Consider the following 22,138-nt stretch of genomic DNA (forward strand, 5'->3'; position numbering starts at 1 on the left):
CAGAGGAAACACGGACATGAAATTCCGCACCGGCCTGATGATCGGCGCTGCCTTCCTTGCTGGCGTCGGTGCAGGGCCCGCATCAACACTCATTGCCCGGCATGCCGGCATCGCATCCGCCTTCGCGGAAGGAAACGACAGCAGTGACACCTATCGGCTGCTGACCCTTTTTGGCGATGTGTTCGAACGTATCCGGGCCGAGTATGTGGAGCCGGTCAAGGACAAGGATCTGATCGAGAATGCCATTAACGGCATGCTGACCGGGCTGGATCCGCACAGCTCCTACATGAATGCCAAGGCATTCCGTGACATGCAGGTCCAGACCCATGGCGAGTTCGGCGGCCTTGGGCTGGAAGTGACCCAGGATAACGGCTTCGTCAAAGTCATCAGCCCGATCGACGATACCCCCGCCAGCCGCGCCGGAATCAAGGCGGGCGATCTGATCCTGACCATTGACGGCCATTCAGTACAGGGCCTGACCCTGAACGAAGCAGTCGACAAGATGCGTGGCGCACCGGGCAGCACCATCAAGCTCACCATCAAGCGCGCCAATGTCGACAAGCCCATCAATGTGACCCTGACACGGGAAGTCATCCATATTCAGGTGGTGAAAGACCATCTGGAGGCAGGCAATATCGCCTATATCCGGCTGACCCAGTTCAATGAGCAGAGCGACCCGGCCCTGCGTGCCGCCTTCACCAAGCTCCAGAAGCAGGCGGGCGGCAAGCTGCGCGGCGTCATCCTTGATCTGCGCAACAATCCGGGCGGCCTGCTGGATCAGGCGGTCGCGGTCTCTGACGATTTCCTGAACCATGGTGAGATCGTCTCCACCCGCGCCCGTCATGCGGAAGACAGCAATCGCTGGAATGCCAAGGAAGGCGATATTACAGGCGGTCTTCCGGTAGTGGTGCTGACCAATGGCGGCTCTGCCTCCGCCAGTGAGATCGTCAGCGGCGCGTTGCAGGACCATCACCGCGCCATCATCCTCGGTACTCGTACCTTCGGCAAAGGATCCGTGCAGACTGTGATTCCGCTGCCGGGCAACGGGGCGATGCGCCTGACCACGGCGCGTTACTATACGCCTTCCGGACGCTCCATTCAGGGTCTGGGTATCCAGCCCGACGTGCCGGTCGCTTTCACCCGGACAGAGGAGCCGCATTTCCTGCCCGACCGGGAGGCCGATCTGAACCACGCCATCACGAATAGTGGGGGCACCACCGAAAAGGCCGCGCCACGCACCGACATGCCCGCGATGGTGCGTAATGTGCCGACCCTGCCACCGGAAAACTGGCCGAAATTCGATCCCGCCAAGCCGGAGACTGACTTCCAGCTGCATGAAGCCATCGAGGTGGTGAAGGCGATGGCCCAACAGAAAGCTGGCCAGAGCAGCGATGCCAAAGCAGGCGACGCCAAATCCGGCAAGGCGAACTGAAGGAGCCTGCTCCGGTCATGACGAAAACCTCGCCGGAAGCACTCTCCGCCTTGCGGGAGAGCCTTCCCTATCGCCCCAATGTCGGCGCGGCCCTGTTCGCGCCGGATGGGCGCGTGCTGGTCGCACGACGTGCCGATCTGGCCCATGTCTCGGAAACAGTGTGGCAGATGCCGCAGGGCGGCATTGATCCCGGTGAAGATCCACAGGCAGCCGTCTTGCGGGAATTAAAGGAAGAAATCGGCACCGATCACGCTGAAATCGTCGGCGAGCATCCGGACTGGATCGCCTATGATCTGCCTGATCACCTGCTCGGTCGTGCGCTGGGCGGGCGGTTTCGTGGGCAGAGGCAACGCTGGTACGCGCTGCGTTTCCTCGGCACAGAGGCTGATATTCGTCTGGATGCAGATCCGCATATCGAATTCGACGCCTGGCGCTGGGCAAGGCTGGAAGAGCTTCCTGCCCTTGCGCCCGAATTCAAACGTCCGGTTTATGCCATGCTGGCAGCATCCTTTGCACGGTTTGGGCAGGGATGGGTCTGACCTCCGTGACGGGTATGCATGCTGACAGCTTTGCCCGGATTCTGGTTACTGGCTCCGGCGGGTTTGTCGGGTCGCATCTGCTGCCGATAGTGCGGCAGTCTTTCCCGCACGCTGTGTTCGATGCTCCGCGTCTGTCAGATGGGTTCGACATCACCGATACCTCCGCACTGGAAGCACGCATCGCCGCTTTTCAGCCGGATGCCTGCATCCATCTCGCTGCCATTGCCGCGCCAATGATCGTCCGGCAGAACCCTGATGCCGCCTGGAAGGTCAATCTCCATGGCTCACTGGGGCTGGCCAACGCCATCCTGAAACATGCGCCGGGCTGCGTGCTGCTGTATGTCTCGACCGCGGATCTGTATGGCGGCTCGTTCCGAAGCGGTATCCCGCTCGATGAAAACGCCCCTCCTGCGCCGATGAACCTGTATGGCGCAACCAAGGCCGCCGCCGATCTGGCATTGGGCGCGCTGGCCGGTGAAGGGTTGCGGGTGATCCGTGCCCGCCCTTTCAACCATACTGGCCCCGGTCAGAGCGAGGATTTCGTCCTGCCGGCCTTTGCTGCCCAGATTGCAGCCATTGAGGCCGGACGGCATCCTCCGGTCCTGTCCGTCGGCAATCTGGACAGCTGGCGCGATTTTCTGGATGTGCGTGATGTCTGTGCGGCCTATGTCCATATGCTGACCCATGCCGACCGGCTGGTTCCCACCGGCAGCAAACACGCGCCGATTTTCAATATCGCCTCCGGCACCTCCCACCGGATCGGTGATCTGCTGGACCGACTGCTGAGCCGGAGCCGGGTTTCCATCCGCACCGAAACAGACCCGTCCAGACTCCGCCCGGCCGATATTCCCCGTGCGGAGGGCAATGCCGCACTGGCACGCTCCATGCTGGGTTGGCTGCCTCGTATTCCGCTGGAACAGACGCTGGGCGATCTGCTGGATGATTACCGGAACCGCATTCCAGGAAACGGGTGATCATGAGCCTTGCCAGCGTCCGGGCTTTTCTGGCCACTTACGCTCCTGACATTCAAATCCTGGAAATGCCGGACAGCACCGCGACTGTCGCACAAGCGGCCGCAGCCTTCGGTGTGGAGCCTGGCCAGATCGCCAAAACACTGGCATTCCGGGTGGAAGAACAGACCGTTATTCTGGTTGCGCGCGGTGATATGCGGCTGGATAACCGCAAGATACGCACCCGCTTTGGCGGTAAGCCGCGTATGCTGCCGTTGGAGGAAGTAGAGCCTGTGACTGGTCATCCGGTCGGTGGTGTCTGCCCCTTTGGACTGAGTCAGCCTCTGCCGGTCTATTGTGACCGCTCTCTTCTTGGCTTTGCAGAAGTTCTGCCTGCAGCAGGTTCCCCCAACAGCGCGGTACGGATCGCGCCGGAACGGCTGGCCCTGCTGACCAATGCAGAATGGGTCGATGTCTGCGCTGAAATACCTGCCGTCGATTGATCAGGACAAAGCGGGTTACTCTCCGCCCTCATCCTTCTCATACAGATCACACTCCAGCCTTGCCCCATCCAGCAGGGTCTGACGGCGCTCCTTCTGCTGCGCATCTCTGGCCTTTTCCGTTGCCGTACGTCCGAACAGGATACGGCGGCGAGCGGCCTCCCCGGCTTTCCGGTCCTTTATCATACGTTTGCGGACAGTCCGTAAATTGATGATCTCAGCCATGGCCAGCCTCATTTTTTTCATATGCCCCAAATTTCTGATCGATTTCATTGCCGATGGTACTTCGTCCACGCAACGAAAATGGCGGCATTACGTTGAGGCATGACGGATCCTCGTAACAACATCCGGTCGTCATTACGATCCAACAAGCTGCAAACGGAAGAACATACGCGCCATGAGCACCATTCTCCTCATCATCCTCATCCTGCTTCTCGTCGGTGCGCTGCCGACATGGGGCTACAGCTCCGGCTGGGGTTATTTCCCCTCTGGCGGGCTGGGTCTGGTGTTGCTGATTGTTATTATCCTGCTGCTGATGGGCCGGATCTGACGGCCTGACTGATGACCACCCCTGGTTATCCCCTGGCACTGCGCCCGTTCATCTTCTGAACAGCGCGGTGCCATCGGCATCATAGACGGGCTGCCATGAGCACGCCCTGTCTCCGACATGTTTTTGCCGCAAGAGGAAGCATACTGGTGGAATGAAACGAATGCACAACACATCGTTTCGTTTTCAACAGGATGGCCCATGCATATATTGTCATGCAGTCTCACGGCGTTTGCTGCAGTAACATTTTCCTTGCTCTCCATCCTGCCGGACACAGCGCGGGCAGAGGACACCGTCAGCCATAGTGATCTGGCCTCCGTCCAGCAGAGCGTTGACGATCTGTCCCGTCAGACTTCAGAGTCCATTTCGAGTCTGAACAGAGAAATGTCTTCCAATTACGACAGTCTGCATAATGAAATTTCCAGCCTTTCTCATCAGGTGGAAACATTGAGCAATGAGAACCGCAATCTGAATCAGGGTCTGGTCGATCCTCAATTGGGCATCAATTCAGAAGTCTCGCATTTCGCGGCTCAAATAAAAGAAGACATCCTGAAGAGCGTGAACGAGCAAAATTCGCGACGGAACGCAGCCATTCCCGATCAGGCCACCATCAACAAGATGGTCAAAAAGGCTTTGACTGATAATCCGGCTCTGCTTCGTGCTGCTCTGTCCTCCCTGAAGCAGGGTGCCAATGACGAAACAGGAAGTACACCCAGAACGCCTCCAGTCAGCAAGTAAGTGAAGCACGAAAAAAGGCCGGGCATGGTTCCCGGCCTTTTCCAGTTTTCTGATCAGCCTTCCGCTCAGGCAGCGCGGAGAACACGACCTGCAACGGCATCCAGCTTTGACATCAGGGCAGGATCGCGATGATCTTCCGGTGTGGTGATCGCGAAATCCAGCGCACGGTCACATCCGGCTTCACATGGGCCACGCTCCTGCCCCAGCACCGGCACCACCGCCTGCACCAGCGCGCGCGCCTTTTCGGCATTGCCACGCAGAACACGGATCACCGCATCGACCGTGACATGATCATGATCCTCATGCCAGCAATCATAATCAGTCACCATCGCGACAGTGGCGTAGCACATCTCGGCCTCACGGGCGAGTTTCGCTTCCGGCATGTTGGTCATGCCGATCACACTGCACCCCCAGGACCGGTACAGCTCGCTCTCTGCCCGCGTGGAGAATTGCGGACCCTCCATCACCAGATAGGTGCCACCACGTGCATAAGGCAGCGACAGGCGCTGAGCCGCCTGCTCCACCACATCGCCGATACGCGGGCAGACCGGATCAGCCACCGAGACATGAGCCACGCAGCCATCACCGAAAAAGCTTTTTTCACGGGCAAAGCTGCGGTCAATAAACTGATCAACGATCACGAAATGTCCGGGCGGCAGCTTCTTCTTCAGGCTGCCGACGGCGGACAAAGACAGAATATCGGTGCAGCCGGCACGCTTCATCGCATCAATATTGGCGCGGTAGTTCAGATGGCTCGGCGAAAGGCGATGCCCGCGGCCATGACGTGGCAGGAACACGCATTGTACACCATCCAGAGTGCCAAACAGCAGATCATCCGAAGGCAGCCCCCAGGGGGTCTCCACCCGGCGCCATTCCTTGTTCTCCAGACCGTCAATGTCATACAGCCCGGAGCCACCGATGATGCCGATAACCGGCTGAATACGCTCTGCCATGATAATGACTCCCGTCCCGCAGGATGTAATACCGGGCGTATCTGCCACGGCGCGCCTCGTGTTAGGGGCCAAAGGCCGCCGGAATCAACCGCACATGGCAAAAATTCTCTCCTCCTGACAGAAGGTGGTGGCTCAGGATCGAGGCAGAGTTCCTTCTGCATAGGTGATTCTACCGTCTTGCCGCCCGCCCCCCGGCATGCGACCCCTTGGGCGCCCAAAAGGCCGGATGCCGATTATCGAGAGCATATTGAGGACGCTGCCAGCATGACCGATACCGTTACAGCCCCCCCCCACGAACATCTGAAATCGGCGGCAAGGCTCTGGTTCGAATCCCTGCGCGACCGGATCTGCGCCGCGTTTGAAGCGATCGAGGATGATCTGCCCGCTTCTGCCCCGTTCGGCGATCTGACGCCTGGCCGATTCGAGCGGCAGCCCTGGGACCGCCCCACCGCTGATGGCAGCCCCGGTGGTGGTGGGGTGATGAGCGTCATGCGCGGCCGCGTGTTCGAGAAAGTCGGTGTGAACGTCTCCACCGTCTGGGGAGAGTTCAGTGAGGATTTCCGACGCCAGATTCCGGGCGCGGAGAACGATCCGCGTTTCTGGGCCAGCGGGATCAGTCTGGTGGCACATATGCGGAGCCCCCATGTCCCGGCAGTGCACATGAATACCCGCATGCTGGTGACGACCAAAGGCTGGTTCGGTGGCGGCGGCGATCTGACGCCGATGTTTCTGGACACGCCAGAAACGGCGGAAGATCGGGAAAGCTTCCATGCTTCCTATCGCGCTGCCTGCGATGCGCATGATCCGGCGCTGTATCCGAAATTCAAGCAATGGTGCGACGAATATTTCTTCCTGCCCCACCGTGGCGAGCCACGCGGCGTAGGCGGTATTTTCTTCGACCACCACAACACCGGCAATGCCGAGGAAGACTTCCACTTCACCCGCGATGTCGGCGAGGCGTTCCTGAATGCCTATCCCGCCATCGTGCGTCGCCGGATGGAACGCCCGTGGACCGAGGCCGAGCGCCACCACCAGTTGGTCAGACGCGGCCGCTATGTGGAATTCAACCTGCTGCATGATCGTGGCACGCTGTTCGGCCTGCGCACGGGTGGAAATACCGAGGCAATCCTGATGAGCATGCCGCCGGAAGTCCGCTGGCCCTGATCAAATGAGAAAAGGCGGAGGATGATCCCCCGCCTTTTTTCTTTCCTGCTTCAATGCCCCGGCATACCGCCACCCCCCTTGGTGGAGGAGAACAGGAAACATACCGGAATGGTCGCAAAGGACAGGATCGCGGTCATTCCAAAAATGTCCATATACGCCAGAATGGCCGCCTGCTGCTGAAGAGTCTGATAGGCAATACCGGCAGCCTGCTGCATTGCCTCCCCCGCATTGGTGCCGAGATTCACCAGCCCCTGCTGCACATGCTGGAGATAATCGACATAAGGCTGCTCCAGCGGCGTCATATGTGGCTGAAGATGCGCCATCCGCACCTGGCTACGCTCCGTCACCAGCGCCGTTGCAGCGGAAATACCGATCGAGCCTGCCAGATTGCGGAACATGGTGAACAAGGCCGCGCCATCTGCATTCTGCTCTTTCGGCAGGGTGATATAGGTCACGGTGCTGATCGGCACGAACAGGAAAGCCAGACCGACTGTCTGGGCCGCCCGCATCATCATCAGCGTCCGGAAATCAATGTCCGGCGTAATATGGTGCGAATAAACCAGCGCCAGACCCAGCAGGGCAAAGCCCAGCATGATGACAAAACGGGTCTGCACATATTTCATGAGGCGCCCGACAAGCGGGATCAGGACAGGCACCACCAGCGAACCGGGCATCAGCATCAGCCCGGCCCATGTGGCGGTATAACCAAGCCTGGTCTGCACCAGCTGCGGCAGCAGCACAGCGCTGGAATACAGCACCATCGCCATCAGAAAGATGGTCAGGCAGCCAATCGAGAAATTCCGGTCAGCCATCACCCGGATATTCACCACCGGGTTCCTGGCATGCAGCAGCCAGAACACCGCTCCCACCAGCCCGATAAAAGCCAGCAGCGAGAAAAGCCGGATAAACCCGGATCCGAACCAATCGAGATCCTCCCCGCGATCCATCACCACCTGAAGGCAGCCGAAGCCGATCGTGATCAGCGACAGACCAATATAATCAACATTGCGTTCTCCTTTCTGTTCACGTGCCAGCCAGGGAGGATCCTCAACCAGTGCTGCAACAGCAAAGAAGGTGAAAATGCCGACGGGCACGTTGATCAGAAAAATCCATTGCCAGGAGAAATTATCCGTCAGCCATCCACCAACGGTCGGCCCCATAACAGGGGCAATGACTGTCGCAATGGCCACCACCCCGAATGCCGCCCCGCGTTTGGCAGGCTCAAACGTGTCGAGCACAATGGATTGCTGATTTGGCTGAAGACCACCGCCAAAAAAGCCCTGGATCAGCCGGAACAGGATCAACTGCCACAGAGACCCGGCAATACCGCATAAAAAACTGGCCAACGTGAACATGGCAATGCAGATCAGGAAATATCGTTTGCGCCCAATGATGCGCGCGAACCACCCTGAAATCGGCAACACGATGCTGTTCGCCACGAGATAGGAGGTCAGCGTCCATGTGCTTTCATCATTGGAGGATGACATCGCCCCGGCAATATGCGGCAAGGCGACATTCACGATGGTAGTATCCAGAACCTCCATAAACGCTGCCAGAGTCACGACGATCGCAATCAGCCATGGATTGGCACGCGGTTTCCAGGCTGCGGCCTCGCCCGGCCCCTGATCCGCTACAGCCGCCCCGCTCATGGTGCTTCCGGCACCTTGACAGGCGCCGTCACCGGAGCGGCATTGCCCGGCGGGATATGACCGACCGGACGCGCTTTTTCGGGCAAAGGCTCGGTGTTCTCCGGCGTAGTGGACAGATCCACCACCGGCTCTACCGACAGACCCAGCGGAATTGGCAAGGATGGGTCAAGCCCGCGGTCAATACGGATCTTGACCGGCACACGCTGCACGATTTTCACGAAATTGCCGGTCGCGTTCTCCGCCGGGAAAGCAGTGAAGCGGGAGCCAGATCCCTGCTGGATGCTGTCAACATGGCCTTTCAGATTCAGCCACGGATAGGCATCAATGCTGATATGGACTTTCTGGCCAGGCCGCATACGGGTGAGCTGCGTTTCCTTGAAATTGGCCACAATCCAGATTTCCGGCGAGACCAGCGACATGATCTGCGTGCCAGTCTGGAGGAAGTTGCCTTTCTCGACATTCCGCTTCGTCACCCAGCCATCCTGCGGTGCAACGATGGCGGCGTATTCAAGGTTCAGCTTTGCCTGCCGCAACTGCCCCTCGGCTTGCCTGATCTGTCCCGCCAACTGGTCTACCCGCTGGCCGGTTTCATTGATATTGGCCTCAACCGGCATAGCCTGCTCAATCGCCGCCTGAGCCGAGGCAAGCTGAGCCTGCGCCGCACGCAGCGACGCGGTGGAGGCATCGATCGCCTCCTGTGTGGTTGCAGCACGGGCCACGCTGTGCTGACGCCGGTAATCGGTCTGCGCCCGAAAAAGCTGCGCCTCGGCCTGCTGCTTCTGCGCCTTCGCGGCATCCAGCTGGGCCGGGAAATTCTTCTTCGCAACCTCCAGCTGATACTGAGCGGCTGCATGCTGGGCGCGAACCATGGCCAACTGGCCTTCCGCCACCTCAACCGCCGCCTGATACGGTCGGGGATCGAGCCTGACGAGCACGTCGCCCTTATGAACGAACTGGTTATCGCGGACATTCAGATCGACCACATAACCAGCCACCTGCGGCGAGATCATCACCGCCCGGCCTGACGTATAGGCATCGTCCGTGCTTTCCAGATTGCGATGCGTGTACCAGTAATACACACTGCCGGCGACAATCCCCAGCAACGCCAGAATCAGAATCACCCGCACCAGGGGGGACCGCTTTTTCGTTGCGCGGCCCCGCGGTTGCGCATTGGAACCACCCTGCCGGGCCGGGCTGTCTGACGCCGTGTTCACGTCATCGGGCATGGATTGCCATCCTTACGCACTTGATCGAACAAAACTTCGTCAGACATAGAACTGAACGGTTCGGTCAGCAAGCGATGAAGCCGGAAGACTGATCCAGGCCCTTCGCACGACTGCAATGCGATTATGCGGCGGCAGTTGCGGGCGTACCCGCTTCGTGACGCTCGATCAGGATGCGGATCTCCGCACGGCAGGAACCGCAATTGGTGCCCGCCTGAAGCGCTTGACCAACAGAGTCCACCGTGTGGCATCCGCCGGCGATCGCCGTCTTGATCTGTGTGGCACCCACACCAAAGCAGGAGCAAACAATGGCACCACGATCCACACTGCCTTTGCCGGGCCTGCCCGCAATGACGATGAAGCGGCGCAGAGGATCGGTAAAATCTGCCTTCAGTTGCTCCGCCGCCCAGCCTCGTGCCACCCCCACCGGCTGCTGATCCACATAGAGCGCGCCGGTGAGACGTGCCCCGTCAAACGCGGCATATCGGGCCTGACCTGTTCTGGCATCGACATAGGACAGGTTTTCTCCGTCTTCGTACCCTCTTCCGATAAGAGAAGCCGCAAAGCCTGCCATATCGGTCGGAGCCTCAGTAAAGGCACATTCCAGCCTCCATCCGCCCATGCAGCGGCTGATAGCCCAATAATCGGGCGTGTGGCCGATCTGTTGCCAGTCCGGAGGCTGCTGAAGCACCGCGAAACCATAGCAGGCTGGTTTATAGCGGGCGATCCGCGCCGCAACATTCTTGGAGGCAGGCTGGCCGGAGACCGGATCAGTCAGGCCCGGCACCAGAGCATCCACACGGGCGCAGGAAGCGAACTGGTCCGTCCAGTGCATCGGCACGAACAGCATCCCCTTTCTTTGCCGTGGTGACAGCAAGGCCCTCACCACGATACAGCCCAGCGCCGTCCGGACAGAGACCAGATCAGCCGCCGCAATACCGAGCGGAGCCGCATCATCAGGGTGGATTTCGACGAATGGCTCAGCCAGATGCTGGGACAGGCGCGGGCTTTTGCCGGTACGTGTCATGGTGTGCCAGTGATCGCGGATACGACCGGTATTCAGTACCAGTGGCCACTCTGTATCAGTTTTCACCGGAAGAGAGGGCATGACGGCAATGAAACGGGCCTTGCGATCCTCGGTAAAGAAACGGCCATCGGCGAAGAAGCGACCATCCTGTCCCACCGTTCTGGAGGAAGATTTTTCCTTCAGAGCAGGCCATAAAACCGGTTTCAGCGCCTCAAAGCCCGCATCGCTGATTGTGGCCAGCGCACCGATATCGAAATCCCGACGCCCCTCATTGCCCAGCGCCGACAGGGCGGCATGTTCGGCGAAAATTTCGGCGGCATTGCGGTAGGAGAACGCCTCCGCAAACCCCATCCGCGCCGCCACGTCACACAGGATACGCCAATCCGCCCGCGCCTCCCCCGGTGCGGACAGAAAAGCGCGCTGGCGGGAGATGCGGCGCTCGGAATTGGTGACGGTGCCGTCCTTCTCCCCCCATGCCAGCGCAGGCAGCGCGACATGCGCATGACGCATCGTATCTGTGTTCGTCAGCACGTCGGAGACCACGACGAAGGGGCAGGCCGCAATCGCTTTCTGCACGGCATCCGCATCCGGCATGGAATCCACCGGATTCGTGGCCATGATCCACAGCGCCTTGATGCGGCCATCCGCCACGGCGCGGAACAGATCGACCGCTTTCAGCCCGGCTTTCTCCGGCATGCGAGGGGCATTCCAGAACAGCCCGACCAGAGCGCGATGCTCGGGATTCTCGATCTCCATATGCGCGGCCAGCATGTTGGCAAGGCCGCCGACCTCCCGCCCGCCCATCGCATTGGGCTGGCCAGTGACGGAGAACGGCCCCATCCCGGGATGGCCAATGCGCCCTGTCGCCAAGTGACAATTGATGATGGCACTCACCTTGTCAGTACCGCAGGAGGACTGGTTGACGCCCTGACTGTAAACCGTCACCGTTTTCACAGTCGTGGTGAACAGGGTGTAGAATGCCTCCCTCTCTGCAGCATCCAGCCCCGTCATCTGATCAAGCATATCGCGATCCAGTGCGGAGGCCGCTGCCAGCGCCTCGGCAAAGCCGGTGGTGTGGCGCGTGACATAGCCCTCATTCACCTGCCCTGCCGCCGCCAGCCAGGCCAGCAGACCGGCGAAAAGCGCGGTATCACCATCAGGGCGGATTGGCAGATGCAGATCGGCAATATCCGCCGTCATGGTGCGGCGCGGATCAATCAGCACCACGCGCATCTCTGGCCGCGCCGCCTTTGCCGCCGCCAGACGCTGGTAAAGCACCGGGTGACACCAGGCGAGGTTGGAGCCGGTCAGCACCACCAGATCAGCGCATTCCAGATCCTCATACAATCCAGGCACGGTATCCGTCCCGAAGGCACGGCGATGCCCGGCCACGGAAGACGCCATGCACAGACGCGAATTGGTGTCGATATTCGCCGAACCGATGAAACCTTTCATCAGCTTGTTGGCGACATAGTAATCTTCCGTCAGAAACTGGCCGGAGACATAAAACGCCACGCTGTCCGGACCATGCTCGGCAATGGCACGGGAAAAACCTTGCGCCACATGGTCCAGCGCCTCATTCCAGCCCACCTGCTGCCCATTGATCATGGGATGCAGCAGACGTCCCTCCAGATCCACCGTCTCCATCAGGGCGGACCCCTTGGAGCAGAGACGGCCGAAATTAGCCGGATGCTTCGGATCGCCCTGCACGCTGCGTGCGCCATCCGCCGCCTGCTCCACGATCACGCCACACCCGACCCCGCAATAAGGGCAGGTCGTGCTGACAGAATCCTGTGACAAGGATACCTTCCCCTGCTGCGCAATTGTCATGCGGCTTTGCTCGCCTGCATGGACAGCGCATCTGCCGACAGAAACAGGCGGCCTTCCTGTTCACGCAGCTTATAAACCGGCACGCTGCCTTCATCCGCGCCCTGCGCCTGCCCGGTCTCCAGAGAAAAAACCCAGTTGTGCAAAGGACAGGTGATGGAATGATCATGCACGATCCCTTCACTCAGCGGACCGTTGCGATGCGGACAGGTGTCGCCAATAGCGAACACCCGATTATCCATGGTGCGGACAATGGCAATTTTTCCGACTGGCGTCTGCACACAGCGTGCGCCCCGCAGCGGGATGTCCTCGATACCGCCGATTTCAATCCATTCAGGTGATGTCATGACCGCTTACTCCGCCGCGTTCATCATGCCGATGGAGGCCATCGGTTTAAATTCATGCTTGTCCTTACCGGACACACGCTCCGACCATGGATCGACCTGGGCAAATTTCTGCGAGAACACGAAGCGGTCGAAATAATGACGACGCCGTTCCCTGTCTTCCAGAACCTGCTTGCGGATTTCAGGAATCCCGACGCGCTTGGTCCATTTATAGATACGCTCCAGATAACGCGCCTGCTCCCGGTACATCTGCACCAGTGCGACAATGACTTCCAGCGCCTCATCTTCATCCGGCACCAGACCGAGCACTTCCGTACCACGGATATCGAGGCCAGCGGCTCCGGCAAAATGGATTTCATATCCGGAATCCACACAGATCACACCGACATCCTTGCAGGTTGCCTCGGCACAGTTACGCGGGCAACCGGAGACTGCCATCTTCACTTTGGCAGGTGTCCATGATCCCCACATGAACTTTTCGATGCGGATGCCGAAACCGGTTGAATCCTGCGTTCCGAACCGGCACCAATCAGAGCCGACACAGGTTTTGACCGTGCGCAGACCTTTTGCATAAGCATGGCCAGAGACAAACCCCGCCTTGCCGAGATCAGACCAGACGGCAGGCAGATCTTCCTTACGGATGCCCAGCATGTCGATGCGCTGACCACCCGTGACCTTCACCGCCGGAATGGCAAATTTATCGACCACATCGGCAATTGCCCGCAGCTCCGCCGCGCTGGTCATGCCACCCCACATGCGCGGCACCACGGAATAGGTACCGTCTTTCTGGATATTGGCATGCACACGCTCATTGACGAAGCGTGACTGGTAATCATCGGCATATTCATCCGGCCATTCGCAGACCAGATAATAATTCAGCGCCGGACGACATTTGGAGCAACCACAGGAGGTTTTCCACTCCAGCTCCTGCATGACTGCCGGGATGGTTTTCAGACCCTTCGCGCGGATCAGGCGGCGCACATCATCATGCCCCAGCGTGGTGCAGCTACAGACAGGCTGCACCGCCGCCGGCTGATACCCATCGCCCAGCGTCAACGTCATCACCTGCTCCACCAGACCGGTGCAGGAACCGCAGGATGCCGATGCTTTCGTATGCGCCCGCACATCGTCGAGCGTGGTCAGTCCTTTCGTCTGGATGGCGCTGACGATCGCGCCCTTGCATACGCCGTTGCAGCCGCAGATCTCTGCGTCATCCGGTAAGGCTGCAACGGCCGCCGTAGGGTCCAGCGGGGTGCCTCCCTGATAGGCCTGACCAAAAATCAGCGTGTCACGCATCTCGCTGATATTGGCAGCTTTCTTGCGCAGGTCGTTGAACCATGCACCATCGGAGGTATCCCCGAACAGCACGGTGCCGATGATACGCTCGTTCTGGAGAATGACACGCTTGTAAACACCGGCCGCCGCATCACGCAGGACGATTTCCTCACGGTCGTCTCCATCGGCGAAATCACCGACCGAGAATAGATCAACGCCGGTGACTTTCAGCTTCGTTGCCGTTTCGCTGTGTACAAAACCGCTGGTGGTCTGTCCGGCCAGAACGGCAGCCGCGACACGCGCCATATCGTAAAGCGGCGCCACCAGACCGTAGGTACGGCCATCGACCTCCACACATTCGCCCAGAGCAAGAATGTCAGGATCAGAGGTCAGCATTGTGGCATCGACCTTGATCCCGCGCCCGACTTCCAGACCAGCCTGCTTCGCCAGCCATGTATTGGGGATGATACCAGCCGCAACAACGACCAGATCAGCCGGAAGCTCCGTCCCATCTGCCAGTGTGACAGAGCTGACATGCCCCTTGTCATCACCATTGAAGATTTTCGTATTCGCGCCGGTGATGACGTGAATACCCTTTGATTCAATCGCCTTTTGCAGCAGATAGGCGGAAGCACTGTCCAGTTGCCGCTCCATCAGCGTCGGTGCAAGATGCAGTACCGTGACATCCATACCCTGCGCATTCAGACCGGCCGCGGCCTCCAGCCCCAGCAGACCGCCGCCGAGCACCACCGCCCGTGGCAGCACACCGGCTTTCGACTGTGCCGCCAGCATCATCGCCTGCACATCGTCCAGATCGCGATAGGTCAGCACACCCGCAAGATCACGACCGGGGATCGGCGGAATGAACGGCACGGAGCCGGTCGCAATCACCAGACGATCATAGGATTCCACAACACCATGATCAGAGGTAACGGTTTTCGCAGCCCGATCGATCTCAACGATCTTATGGCCTTTATAGAGGGTGATGCCGTGATCAATATACCATCCATCGCCATGGATGATGATCTGCTCATAGGTTTTTTCGCCGGACAAAACAGGCGAAAGCATGATGCGATCATAGTTCACCCGCGGCTCGGCATTGAAGATCGTAACGTCGTACCGATCCGGAGCCTGCTCGAACAGATGTTCCAGCATACGGCCTGGCGCCATGCCATTGCCGATGATGACAAGTTTCTCAGTCATGATTCTGATCCAGTCAAAATTCTTATTGTGCAGCTTGCAGAATCATCGACTGACGGCGCATGGCCCGGATCGCAACATGCATCCATATCATCGAGGCAAGAATAACCACGAACAGAAGCATGAAGCAGCTCTGCCACAATCCTGTCTGATCCTTCAGAAAACCGAAGATGATCGGAAAGACAAATCCACCCAGACCACCGATCAGGCCGACGATACCTCCAACAGCACCGACGGAATCCGGATAATAGCTCGGAACATGCTTGTAGACAGCGGCCTTACCCAGGCTCATGACGAAACCAAGCACGAAAGCAACGATCACGAAGATAACGGGACCGATTCCAGCGACACCTCCCCCGGCATGTGCGGGAAAAGACAGGATCAGGGTCGCCAGAGCTGCAACACCGAACATCGCATACAACACGCGACGTGCACCGATCCGGTCAGACAGAATGCCACCATACGCACGGAATACACTGCCGGGGATGGAATAGCATGCCGCCACCAGACCTGCTGTTTCGAGATCCATCCCATACACGCCCACCAGATAGCGCGGCAGCCACAGTGCCAGAGCAACAAATCCGCCAAAAGCAAAGAAATAATAGAGGCTGAACCGCCAGACCTGCATATGGCGCAGCGGAGCGAATTCATTCCAGAAGCTGCCGCGGCGCTGCACGCTTTGCGGCTCATCGGGGGTGAGGAACCAGAATGCCGCAGCCGTCAGCACCAGCGCAGCAGCCCAGACCGGCGGCACAGCGCGCCAGCCCCAACCCGCCACCACCAGCGGCGCCAGCAGTTTCGTGACGGCAGCACCCACATTGCCAGCTCCGAAAATGCCCAGTGCTGTGCCCTGCTTTATCTGCGAAAAGAATGGCGAAACATAGGACACGCCTACCGCGAAAGAACCACCGGCAATGCCAATGCCAAGCCCTGCCAGCAGCATGGTTTCATAGCTATGCGCGAAAGACAGCAGCAGCGTCGCCACAGCGGCAGTCAGCATGACGGCAACATAAACCGCCCGTCCACCCCAGCGGCTGGCCCAGATACCCAGCAGCAGGCGGGACAGCGAGCCGGTCAGGATCGGTGTGCCAAGCAGCAGCCCGAACTGCGTTTCGTTCAGATGCAGTTCCTGCCTGATCCTGACGCCAATAATGGCGAAAATGGTCCAGACGGCGAAACAGATGGTAAAGGCAAATGTGGACATCCAGAGTGCGCGCGAAGCACCGTCACGCGGCTCGACCGGAAGTGGGGAGGCAGTTCCGTCGGTCATAGGGCTCTCCAATCACGGAGCCGCTGGCCCGGCAAGGAGGGTGCCGGAATCATCAGGCGGCTGCGCCATGAAACAAAAAATCGCTCAAGGGAGGAGTAGGAACACCTGCAAGCAGATGAACAGCCTCTCCGTTCTCCGGCGTCTTTGCCTGGATGCGCCCGCCTTTAGACGCTAACCGTGTTTCAAGCCTTCATTGGCCACCGCAGGTCGTAGGGTTAATATACAAATGAAATGCCGCGATGTCGTGCATTTTTTGGCCTAAAAGCCGTGTCAATTTGCGTTTTGAGACAAAATTTGCCTTTATTTTGATCTTTTATGTTCAAATAATAAGCAATTGATTAAATTACAGCCTTCTGCCGAAGGATGTAATTGTCCATATCATCCGGATCAAACAACTCTCCGGTGAAGAATCCGTCAGGCCCCAGCGTCAGCCCGGCCAGATTGGCCCCAACCGGGGTTGGACTGGTCAAAGCCCCTTCCACCTTCGCATTGGCCCCCGGCAAGGGATAGCCCAGCCCGCTGATGGCTGCGCGATACAGATCCGGGCGATAGGTGTTGGCAGCGATACAGGCATTCTCCGCGCTGTGCTCCAGATAGTTCCAGCGGGCCAGTTGTGCATAAAACCACATCGCATGGCTTTTCCACGGGAAAGTGGCGGCACGGGCAAAGGGGACGAGAAAATCCGGCACCATCACCCCAACCCGACTGCCCGGACCGCCGGGCACAATGGAGCCATCCAGCGCCGCCATCATCCACCCGGCAGGCTGGCCAACATAGCTTTCCCGCGAGAGGATCCGGGCCAGATCGGCATGATGATCACTGTTCGCACACCACAGTGCCGCACGAGTCATGGCACGTAACAGGGCCGCCAGCGCCTCCGGGTTTTTCTCCGCCCAGCCGGCATGGACCCCAAGCACCTTTTCAGGACTTGAACGCCAGATGGCTGCCTTGACGGTGACGATACGACCATGCCCCCCGGTCACGGAAGCAGTGTTCCATGGCTCGCCGACGCAATATCCGTCGATCCCGCCGCCCATCAGCGCATCCGCCATCAAAGGAGGCGACAGAACCACGATTTCAATATCGCGATCCGGCATAATCCCGCAGGCTGCCAGCCAGTAACGCAGCTCGATATTATGCCCGGAATAGGCATGCACCACCGCGAAACGCAGCTTCTTCTGTCCCCGCTTCGCCCGATCCGCAACCACAGCGGCCAGCGCCCGCCCCTGCATGGCAGGGTCAAACACATGGCATCCATCGGATGGAGCGCCGCAATCCCGCATTGCCTGCCACAGTGCCAGGCTGACAGTCACTGCATTCCCACCCAGTCCCAGCGCCATCGGGGCGATGATCTGCTGGCTCCATGGTGTCAGACCCAGATTGCAGGCAATCGGCATGGGCGCGAGCATATGCGCCACCTGAAAATGCCCGACCGCCATCCTGTCGCGGATATTCGCCCAGGAATTCTCCCTTACCAGAGTCAGGTTGACGCCTTCCTGATCTGCAAATCCACATTCCAGCGCCGCGATCAGAATAGCGCTGTCCAACAATGGCATGAAGCCGGCGGTAATCCGGTATGGACCCTGTTTAGGATCCTGCCCGGAACATACATCCATTTCTGGTAAGCCGCTCATTGCTCCGCCCCCCTTTTCTTCGAAACGGCAGACGGTTCATCAGCCTGTGGATCGAGCAGATCGACCGCAGTCAGCAGACTTTGTGCAATATCAGCGATCTTGCGATTCTGGTTCATCGCAGTCCGACGTAGCAGGGCATAAGCGGCATCTTCGCTCAATCCGCGGTTTTTCATCAGCAATGCCTTGGCCCTATCCACCAGACGACGGCTTTCAAGCGCCCCCCGCGCCTCATCCAGCTCCCGCTGCAAGCGGGAATAAGCGTTGAAACGACTGATCGCCATATCCAGAATTGGCTTGACGCGCTCCTGCCGCAAGCCATCCACCACATAAGCCGAAACACCGGCCTCCACTGCGGCCTCAATCCCTGCCTGATCGGAGCTATCCACGAACATCGCCACCGGCCTGCGCACCGAGCGCGACAGGCGAAACATCTCCTCCAGCATGTCACGCTGGGGATTACCGAGATCAATGACGATGACATCCGGCGCAGCAACCGCAATCGTTTCTGCCGCTGCAGCGACGTCATGCAGCACGGTTACGCGATCATGGCCACCTTCCCGCAGCCCTGTCTCAATGATGGAGGCGCGGATACGGTCCTCGTCAATGACCAGAATGGACAGGCTCGGCTTCTGCATGCCGCCTTATATGCAATGCGGCTTGTCCCGTGACCAGAGCGAAAGAAGTGCGTCCTTACGACTGCACGTTTTCCAGATCCTGCAGAAAGCTGCGTGCCCATGCCGCGGCGGTGGAAGCCTGCACCGCCGACATCATCGTTTTCCAGCGTGCCTGCCGTGATTCCCGGTCCAGCCCAAGCGCCATATGCAACGCCTCTGCAATCTCATCGGGATCATATGGATTGATGATAATGGCCCCGGCCATCTCCGATGCTGCGCCGGCAAAACGCGACAGGATCAGCGCACCGGGATTGTCACCGTCCTGCGCAGCAACATATTCCTTCGCTACCAGATTCATACCATCGCGCAGCGGCGTCACCAGACCGATCCTGGCTTCCCGGTGAAACCCGGCCAGCACATTGCGCGCCACCGCCCTGGTCAGATAACGCACCGGCACCCAGTCGAACTCCGCATGCTCGCCATTGATACGGCCGACCAGCTCATCCATTTCCTTCCGCAGGGAGCGGTACTCCGCCACATCCCCGCGGGAAACCGGCGTGATCTGCAGAAAAGTGACATTGTTGCGATGCTCGGGAAACCGCTTCAGCAACTGGGCATAGCCATGGAAGCGATGCGGGATGCCCTTGGAATAATCCAACCGGTCCACCCCCAGAATCAGGGCACGATCGCCCATGGATTCCCTCAATCGTCTGGCTTCCGGACTTTTCTGGGCGCGACGTGCGGTGGCGGCAAACGCAGCAGGATCAATACCGATCGGATAAGAATCAGCCCGGCGCGCCACCCCCGCCATGGCCAGACATTCGTTCAGATGACCTGCATCCTCGATGGTTTGCAGGCCGATCACATCATAGGCGCCGAAAGCCTGTAACAGCAGATCCCCTTGCGGCAGAGCCGCATACACCGCCATCGGCGGAAATGGTACATGCAGGAAAAAACCGATCCGGGCTTTCACACCCAGCCTACGCAGCGCCGCACCAAGGGGAATGAGATGATAATCATGAATCCAAATAATATCATCCTGGCGTAACAATGGTTTCAGGGCTGCCGCAAAAGCATCATTCACAGCCATATAGGCAGAGAGGTCGGAGCGGCTGAACACCCCCAGCCCAATCCGGCTATGTAACAGCGGCCAGAGCATCCCATTGGAAAAACCGCGATAATATCCCTCATACGCATCAGTCTGCAGATCAAGTGTGGCGTAAGTGACCCCCTTGGTTTCTTCCAGATGCACGTCAGTACCGGGTTGATCCACGGTCTTGCCGGACCAGCCGAACCAGAGGGTTTCATGCCCGGCAATGGCTTCTTTCAATGCGACGGCCAGACCACCGGCCAGTTGTCCACGCTCTTTCGGCTGAGGAACACGATTGGAAACCAGAATCAGCCGACTCACCGCGCCGCCTCCGTCAACCAGGCGCGTACGCCTGCTGCATCGCCGAAGGCCTCCTGCACCCGCAGGCCGGCTCCTCCCATGGCGCGACAGACTGCCATTCCATCCTCATCTGTCACGTCATCACCGATAAAAACCGGCACACGGCCCCGAAAAGGTGCGTGTTGCATCAAATGCTGAACCGCGGTGCCCTTATCAGCACCTTTGGGCTTCACTTCCCACGCCATATGCGCGGCCATCAGGGTGAAACGGTCCTCATGACCAGCCATCATGGCGCGCAGGCCAGCCTCGACCTGTGGACCAGCCTCCGGTACCGCACGGAAATGCAGCACAAAGCCGCGCTGTTTACGTTCCAGCAGCACCCCCGGCAAAGAAACCGCCAGCGCTTCACCCTGCCACAACCATTCAGCCGGCAGGTCTGCCAGTGCCACACGCTCTGTGGTCTGCATTGTGCGGTGATACAGTGCCCCTCCATGCTCCCCCGCAATGGCGGTGAAAATGCCGGGAAACAGGGCCTCCACCTGCTCCACCGGCCGACCGGTTACGATGGCGATGGCACCATCCAGATCATCATGCAGACGGCTCAGTACCTCAGGTAAGCCGGACGCTACCTGCACGGAGTCCGGTGTCGGGGCAATGTCCAGCAGGGTGCCATCCATATCCAGAAACAAGGCAGCCCGCGACAGAAGAGGAAGTGGATCAAAGTCAGAAACAGGAAGGGACGGTGCAAAACGGTCCAGAGGTGGAAAGGACATCATACTTGAACAAACCCTTTAAAAAGCCACGGGTTGCGTCTGTCTCCTCTGATACCGAATGAAAATCAGCATCTGAAGAAAGCCCGATTAACACCGGCCCGGGTCATCTTCCCGTCAGTCGCAGTGCGTGACACGCACATCGTACAGGGGGCTTTCATACACTGCCACCCATGGCTCCTTTGCCAGCATCCAGCCGGAAAAACGTGGCGCACCCTCCGTATCAGCGGTGATGTCGAGCCATGCGGCAAAATCCTGCGGCGCATCAGCCGCATGTTTCAGGCAGTTGCGCATCACGACTGTCAGATGACCGATCGTATGACGATCTCCATCCCTGAGGGTGACACGCGATACGCGATCACTGAGTTTTTCCAGAATCTGCAGCTGTGCGCTATGGCCCGGCTGCCAGGGATAGGCCGAAAGTGGATTTGCCGCCGCGGCCGGAGGCTGGGCATCCCCAGCCGCATTGCCATCAGGCGTTTTATCAGTGGGATTATCCGGTTTGGTGCCGGGCTGGGAACCCGGCGTATCGGGCAAATCTCCCTCACCGGAGGAAGAGGGGCTGTCAGGCCTCGTCTCCGGATCCGCCGGCAAAGGTGCAATGGGGGGGGAGGTTACCGGCGGCGAGACCGGTCTGGCGGTTGTGCCTGCGTTGAAACCCGTATCATTCGGATCATCGTAACGCGGCATGGAATCGACCGGCGCGCTGCCGGAGCGGGATTTTGGCAGGGGTCGACTATCCTGCAACGAGGTTGGCTGGGCATAGGCATGCGCCCCTGCCACCATACAGAATACCAGCACCATGCAGCCGGCAATCCGGCCTGCACTCATCCGTTTTTCACGACTCATGAAGAGGGCTTTTCAACGCTTGGACCATATCCAGCAGGCTGCGCCTGAACATATCGGCGTCGACCCCCATCAGGATGGCATCCTCATACGCATCCTGCATCACCTGCGCCAGTTCACGATGATTTTCTGCCAGAACACGCCGCTTTTCCTTACAGGCGATCGGCATTCCATCCGGCGCAGTCCAGTCAGGAAGCACATGCGAGGCTGAATCAGACACAGAATCAACAGTCACCGGCACTCTCC

General features: G+C 59.1%; 21 protein-coding genes. 7 read left to right on the forward strand and 14 right to left on the reverse strand.

Annotation, left to right across the window (positions count from 1 at the left end; translation table 11 throughout):
• Positions 1-16: 16 nt before the first annotated feature.
• The 4 genes from GbCGDNIH8_RS08920 to GbCGDNIH8_RS08935 are packed head-to-tail and all read left to right on the forward strand — an operon-like array spanning position 17 to position 3,424.
• Positions 17-1,432, forward strand: coding sequence for a S41 family peptidase (locus GbCGDNIH8_RS08920; RefSeq protein WP_072572903.1), 1,416 nt, complete (start codon positions 17-19; stop codon positions 1,430-1,432).
• A 17-nt stretch (positions 1,433-1,449) separates the two neighbouring features.
• On the forward strand, positions 1,450-1,971 hold the full coding sequence (locus GbCGDNIH8_RS08925; RefSeq protein WP_072572904.1) for an RNA pyrophosphohydrolase: 522 nt from the start codon (positions 1,450-1,452) through the stop codon (positions 1,969-1,971).
• Complete coding sequence (locus GbCGDNIH8_RS08930) at positions 1,962-2,945, forward strand: GDP-mannose 4,6-dehydratase (RefSeq protein WP_081368930.1); 984 nt, start codon at positions 1,962-1,964, stop codon at positions 2,943-2,945. Before GbCGDNIH8_RS08925 ends, GbCGDNIH8_RS08930 begins: the two co-directional genes overlap by 10 nt.
• 2 nt (positions 2,946-2,947) lie before the next feature.
• Positions 2,948-3,424: a YbaK/EbsC family protein gene (locus tag GbCGDNIH8_RS08935; RefSeq protein WP_072572905.1), complete on the forward strand. Its 477-nt coding sequence runs from the start codon at positions 2,948-2,950 to the stop codon at positions 3,422-3,424.
• Between the two features lie 15 nt (positions 3,425-3,439).
• On the opposite strand, the gene GbCGDNIH8_RS08940 is transcribed toward GbCGDNIH8_RS08935, so the two are convergent.
• Positions 3,440-3,646, reverse strand: a complete 207-nt coding sequence (locus GbCGDNIH8_RS08940) for a DUF4169 family protein (RefSeq protein WP_072572906.1) — start codon at positions 3,644-3,646, stop codon at positions 3,440-3,442.
• Between the two features lie 172 nt (positions 3,647-3,818).
• Between GbCGDNIH8_RS08940 and GbCGDNIH8_RS08945 the strand changes: the two genes are divergently transcribed.
• The gene (locus GbCGDNIH8_RS08945; protein WP_072490579.1) at positions 3,819-3,971 is read left to right on the forward strand and encodes a DUF3309 family protein; all 153 of its coding nucleotides are present in this window, start codon (positions 3,819-3,821) and stop codon (positions 3,969-3,971) included.
• A 249-nt stretch (positions 3,972-4,220) separates the two neighbouring features.
• Entirely contained in the window at positions 4,221-4,706 is a 486-nt protein-coding gene (locus GbCGDNIH8_RS08950) for a hypothetical protein (RefSeq protein ID WP_172822936.1), read from the forward strand.
• Positions 4,707-4,771: 65 nt separating this feature from the next.
• Here the strand turns inward: GbCGDNIH8_RS08950 and GbCGDNIH8_RS08955 are convergent, their stop codons facing one another.
• Positions 4,772-5,659, reverse strand: a complete 888-nt coding sequence (locus tag GbCGDNIH8_RS08955) for an S-methyl-5'-thioadenosine phosphorylase (protein WP_072572908.1) — start codon at positions 5,657-5,659, stop codon at positions 4,772-4,774.
• Between the two features lie 264 nt (positions 5,660-5,923).
• Between GbCGDNIH8_RS08955 and hemF the strand changes: the two genes are divergently transcribed.
• Positions 5,924-6,823, forward strand: coding sequence for an oxygen-dependent coproporphyrinogen oxidase (hemF, locus tag GbCGDNIH8_RS08960; protein ID WP_072572909.1), 900 nt, complete (start codon positions 5,924-5,926; stop codon positions 6,821-6,823).
• 50 nt (positions 6,824-6,873) lie between these two features.
• On the opposite strand, the gene GbCGDNIH8_RS08965 is transcribed toward hemF, so the two are convergent.
• The 12 genes from GbCGDNIH8_RS08965 to GbCGDNIH8_RS09020 all read right to left on the reverse strand — a co-directional run bounded on the left by GbCGDNIH8_RS08965 (position 6,874) and on the right by GbCGDNIH8_RS09020 (position 22,127).
• Positions 6,874-8,472: a DHA2 family efflux MFS transporter permease subunit gene (locus GbCGDNIH8_RS08965; RefSeq protein ID WP_072572910.1), complete on the reverse strand. Its 1,599-nt coding sequence runs from the start codon at positions 8,470-8,472 to the stop codon at positions 6,874-6,876.
• Positions 8,469-9,698 (reverse strand): HlyD family secretion protein, encoded by a 1,230-nt coding sequence (locus GbCGDNIH8_RS08970; protein WP_072572911.1) that lies wholly within the window; start codon positions 9,696-9,698, stop codon positions 8,469-8,471. The genes GbCGDNIH8_RS08965 and GbCGDNIH8_RS08970 overlap by 4 nt, the downstream gene beginning before the upstream one ends.
• A 121-nt stretch (positions 9,699-9,819) precedes the next feature.
• A complete protein-coding gene (locus GbCGDNIH8_RS08975) occupies positions 9,820-12,522 on the reverse strand; it encodes a nitrate reductase (RefSeq protein ID WP_367593383.1) in 2,703 nt (900 codons plus the stop codon).
• A gap of 26 nt (positions 12,523-12,548) precedes the next feature.
• Positions 12,549-12,896 carry a nitrite reductase small subunit NirD gene (gene nirD / locus GbCGDNIH8_RS08980; RefSeq protein WP_072572913.1) on the reverse strand — a complete coding sequence of 116 codons (348 nt, stop codon included), beginning with the start codon at positions 12,894-12,896 and terminating at the stop codon, positions 12,549-12,551.
• A gap of 6 nt (positions 12,897-12,902) precedes the next feature.
• Positions 12,903-15,371 (reverse strand): nitrite reductase large subunit NirB, encoded by a 2,469-nt coding sequence (nirB, locus tag GbCGDNIH8_RS08985; protein ID WP_072572914.1) that lies wholly within the window; start codon positions 15,369-15,371, stop codon positions 12,903-12,905.
• 22 nt (positions 15,372-15,393) lie between these two features.
• Positions 15,394-16,638: an MFS transporter gene (locus GbCGDNIH8_RS08990; RefSeq protein ID WP_072572915.1), complete on the reverse strand. Its 1,245-nt coding sequence runs from the start codon at positions 16,636-16,638 to the stop codon at positions 15,394-15,396.
• Between the two features lie 338 nt (positions 16,639-16,976).
• Positions 16,977-18,272, reverse strand: coding sequence for a CmpA/NrtA family ABC transporter substrate-binding protein (locus tag GbCGDNIH8_RS08995; protein WP_072572916.1), 1,296 nt, complete (start codon positions 18,270-18,272; stop codon positions 16,977-16,979).
• Complete coding sequence (locus tag GbCGDNIH8_RS09000; RefSeq protein ID WP_072572917.1) at positions 18,269-18,907, reverse strand: ANTAR domain-containing response regulator; 639 nt, start codon at positions 18,905-18,907, stop codon at positions 18,269-18,271. The genes GbCGDNIH8_RS08995 and GbCGDNIH8_RS09000 overlap by 4 nt, the downstream gene beginning before the upstream one ends.
• Before the next feature lie 55 nt (positions 18,908-18,962).
• Positions 18,963-20,297 carry an alpha,alpha-trehalose-phosphate synthase (UDP-forming) gene (locus GbCGDNIH8_RS09005; RefSeq protein ID WP_072572918.1) on the reverse strand — a complete coding sequence of 445 codons (1,335 nt, stop codon included), beginning with the start codon at positions 20,295-20,297 and terminating at the stop codon, positions 18,963-18,965.
• Positions 20,294-21,052, reverse strand: a complete 759-nt coding sequence (gene otsB, locus GbCGDNIH8_RS09010) for a trehalose-phosphatase (protein WP_253736000.1) — start codon at positions 21,050-21,052, stop codon at positions 20,294-20,296. The genes GbCGDNIH8_RS09005 and otsB overlap by 4 nt, the downstream gene beginning before the upstream one ends.
• Before the next feature lie 111 nt (positions 21,053-21,163).
• Positions 21,164-21,895: a DUF2155 domain-containing protein gene (locus GbCGDNIH8_RS09015; RefSeq protein ID WP_157692607.1), complete on the reverse strand. Its 732-nt coding sequence runs from the start codon at positions 21,893-21,895 to the stop codon at positions 21,164-21,166.
• Positions 21,885-22,127, reverse strand: a complete 243-nt coding sequence (locus GbCGDNIH8_RS09020) for a hypothetical protein (RefSeq protein WP_081369054.1) — start codon at positions 22,125-22,127, stop codon at positions 21,885-21,887. The genes GbCGDNIH8_RS09015 and GbCGDNIH8_RS09020 overlap by 11 nt, the downstream gene beginning before the upstream one ends.
• Positions 22,128-22,138: the final 11 nt, after the last annotated feature.

It is taken from the genome of Granulibacter bethesdensis, from assembly GCF_001889545.1.
Taxonomy (GTDB): domain Bacteria; phylum Pseudomonadota; class Alphaproteobacteria; order Acetobacterales; family Acetobacteraceae; genus Granulibacter; species Granulibacter bethesdensis_B.

Coding starts and splice junctions, on each gene's coding strand:
- GbCGDNIH8_RS09000 (WP_072572917.1), bottom strand. CDS start 18,907: ATGCAGAAGCCGAGCCTGTCCATTCTGGTCATTGACGAGGACCGTATC.
- GbCGDNIH8_RS09015 (WP_157692607.1), bottom strand. CDS start 21,895: ATGAGTCGTGAAAAACGGATGAGTGCAGGCCGGATTGCCGGCTGCATG.
- GbCGDNIH8_RS08945 (WP_072490579.1), top strand. CDS start 3,819: ATGAGCACCATTCTCCTCATCATCCTCATCCTGCTTCTCGTCGGTGCG.
- otsB (WP_253736000.1), bottom strand. CDS start 21,052: ATGATGTCCTTTCCACCTCTGGACCGTTTTGCACCGTCCCTTCCTGTT.
- GbCGDNIH8_RS08995 (WP_072572916.1), bottom strand. CDS start 18,272: ATGAGCGGCTTACCAGAAATGGATGTATGTTCCGGGCAGGATCCTAAA.
- hemF (WP_072572909.1), top strand. CDS start 5,924: ATGACCGATACCGTTACAGCCCCCCCCCACGAACATCTGAAATCGGCG.
- nirD (WP_072572913.1), bottom strand. CDS start 12,896: ATGACATCACCTGAATGGATTGAAATCGGCGGTATCGAGGACATCCCG.
- GbCGDNIH8_RS08940 (WP_072572906.1), bottom strand. CDS start 3,646: ATGGCTGAGATCATCAATTTACGGACTGTCCGCAAACGTATGATAAAG.
- GbCGDNIH8_RS08990 (WP_072572915.1), bottom strand. CDS start 16,638: ATGACCGACGGAACTGCCTCCCCACTTCCGGTCGAGCCGCGTGACGGT.
- GbCGDNIH8_RS08935 (WP_072572905.1), top strand. CDS start 2,948: ATGAGCCTTGCCAGCGTCCGGGCTTTTCTGGCCACTTACGCTCCTGAC.
- nirB (WP_072572914.1), bottom strand. CDS start 15,371: ATGACTGAGAAACTTGTCATCATCGGCAATGGCATGGCGCCAGGCCGT.
- GbCGDNIH8_RS08920 (WP_072572903.1), top strand. CDS start 17: ATGAAATTCCGCACCGGCCTGATGATCGGCGCTGCCTTCCTTGCTGGC.
- GbCGDNIH8_RS08970 (WP_072572911.1), bottom strand. CDS start 9,698: ATGCCCGATGACGTGAACACGGCGTCAGACAGCCCGGCCCGGCAGGGT.
- GbCGDNIH8_RS08955 (WP_072572908.1), bottom strand. CDS start 5,659: ATGGCAGAGCGTATTCAGCCGGTTATCGGCATCATCGGTGGCTCCGGG.
- GbCGDNIH8_RS08965 (WP_072572910.1), bottom strand. CDS start 8,472: ATGAGCGGGGCGGCTGTAGCGGATCAGGGGCCGGGCGAGGCCGCAGCC.
- GbCGDNIH8_RS08930 (WP_081368930.1), top strand. CDS start 1,962: ATGGGTCTGACCTCCGTGACGGGTATGCATGCTGACAGCTTTGCCCGG.
- GbCGDNIH8_RS08925 (WP_072572904.1), top strand. CDS start 1,450: ATGACGAAAACCTCGCCGGAAGCACTCTCCGCCTTGCGGGAGAGCCTT.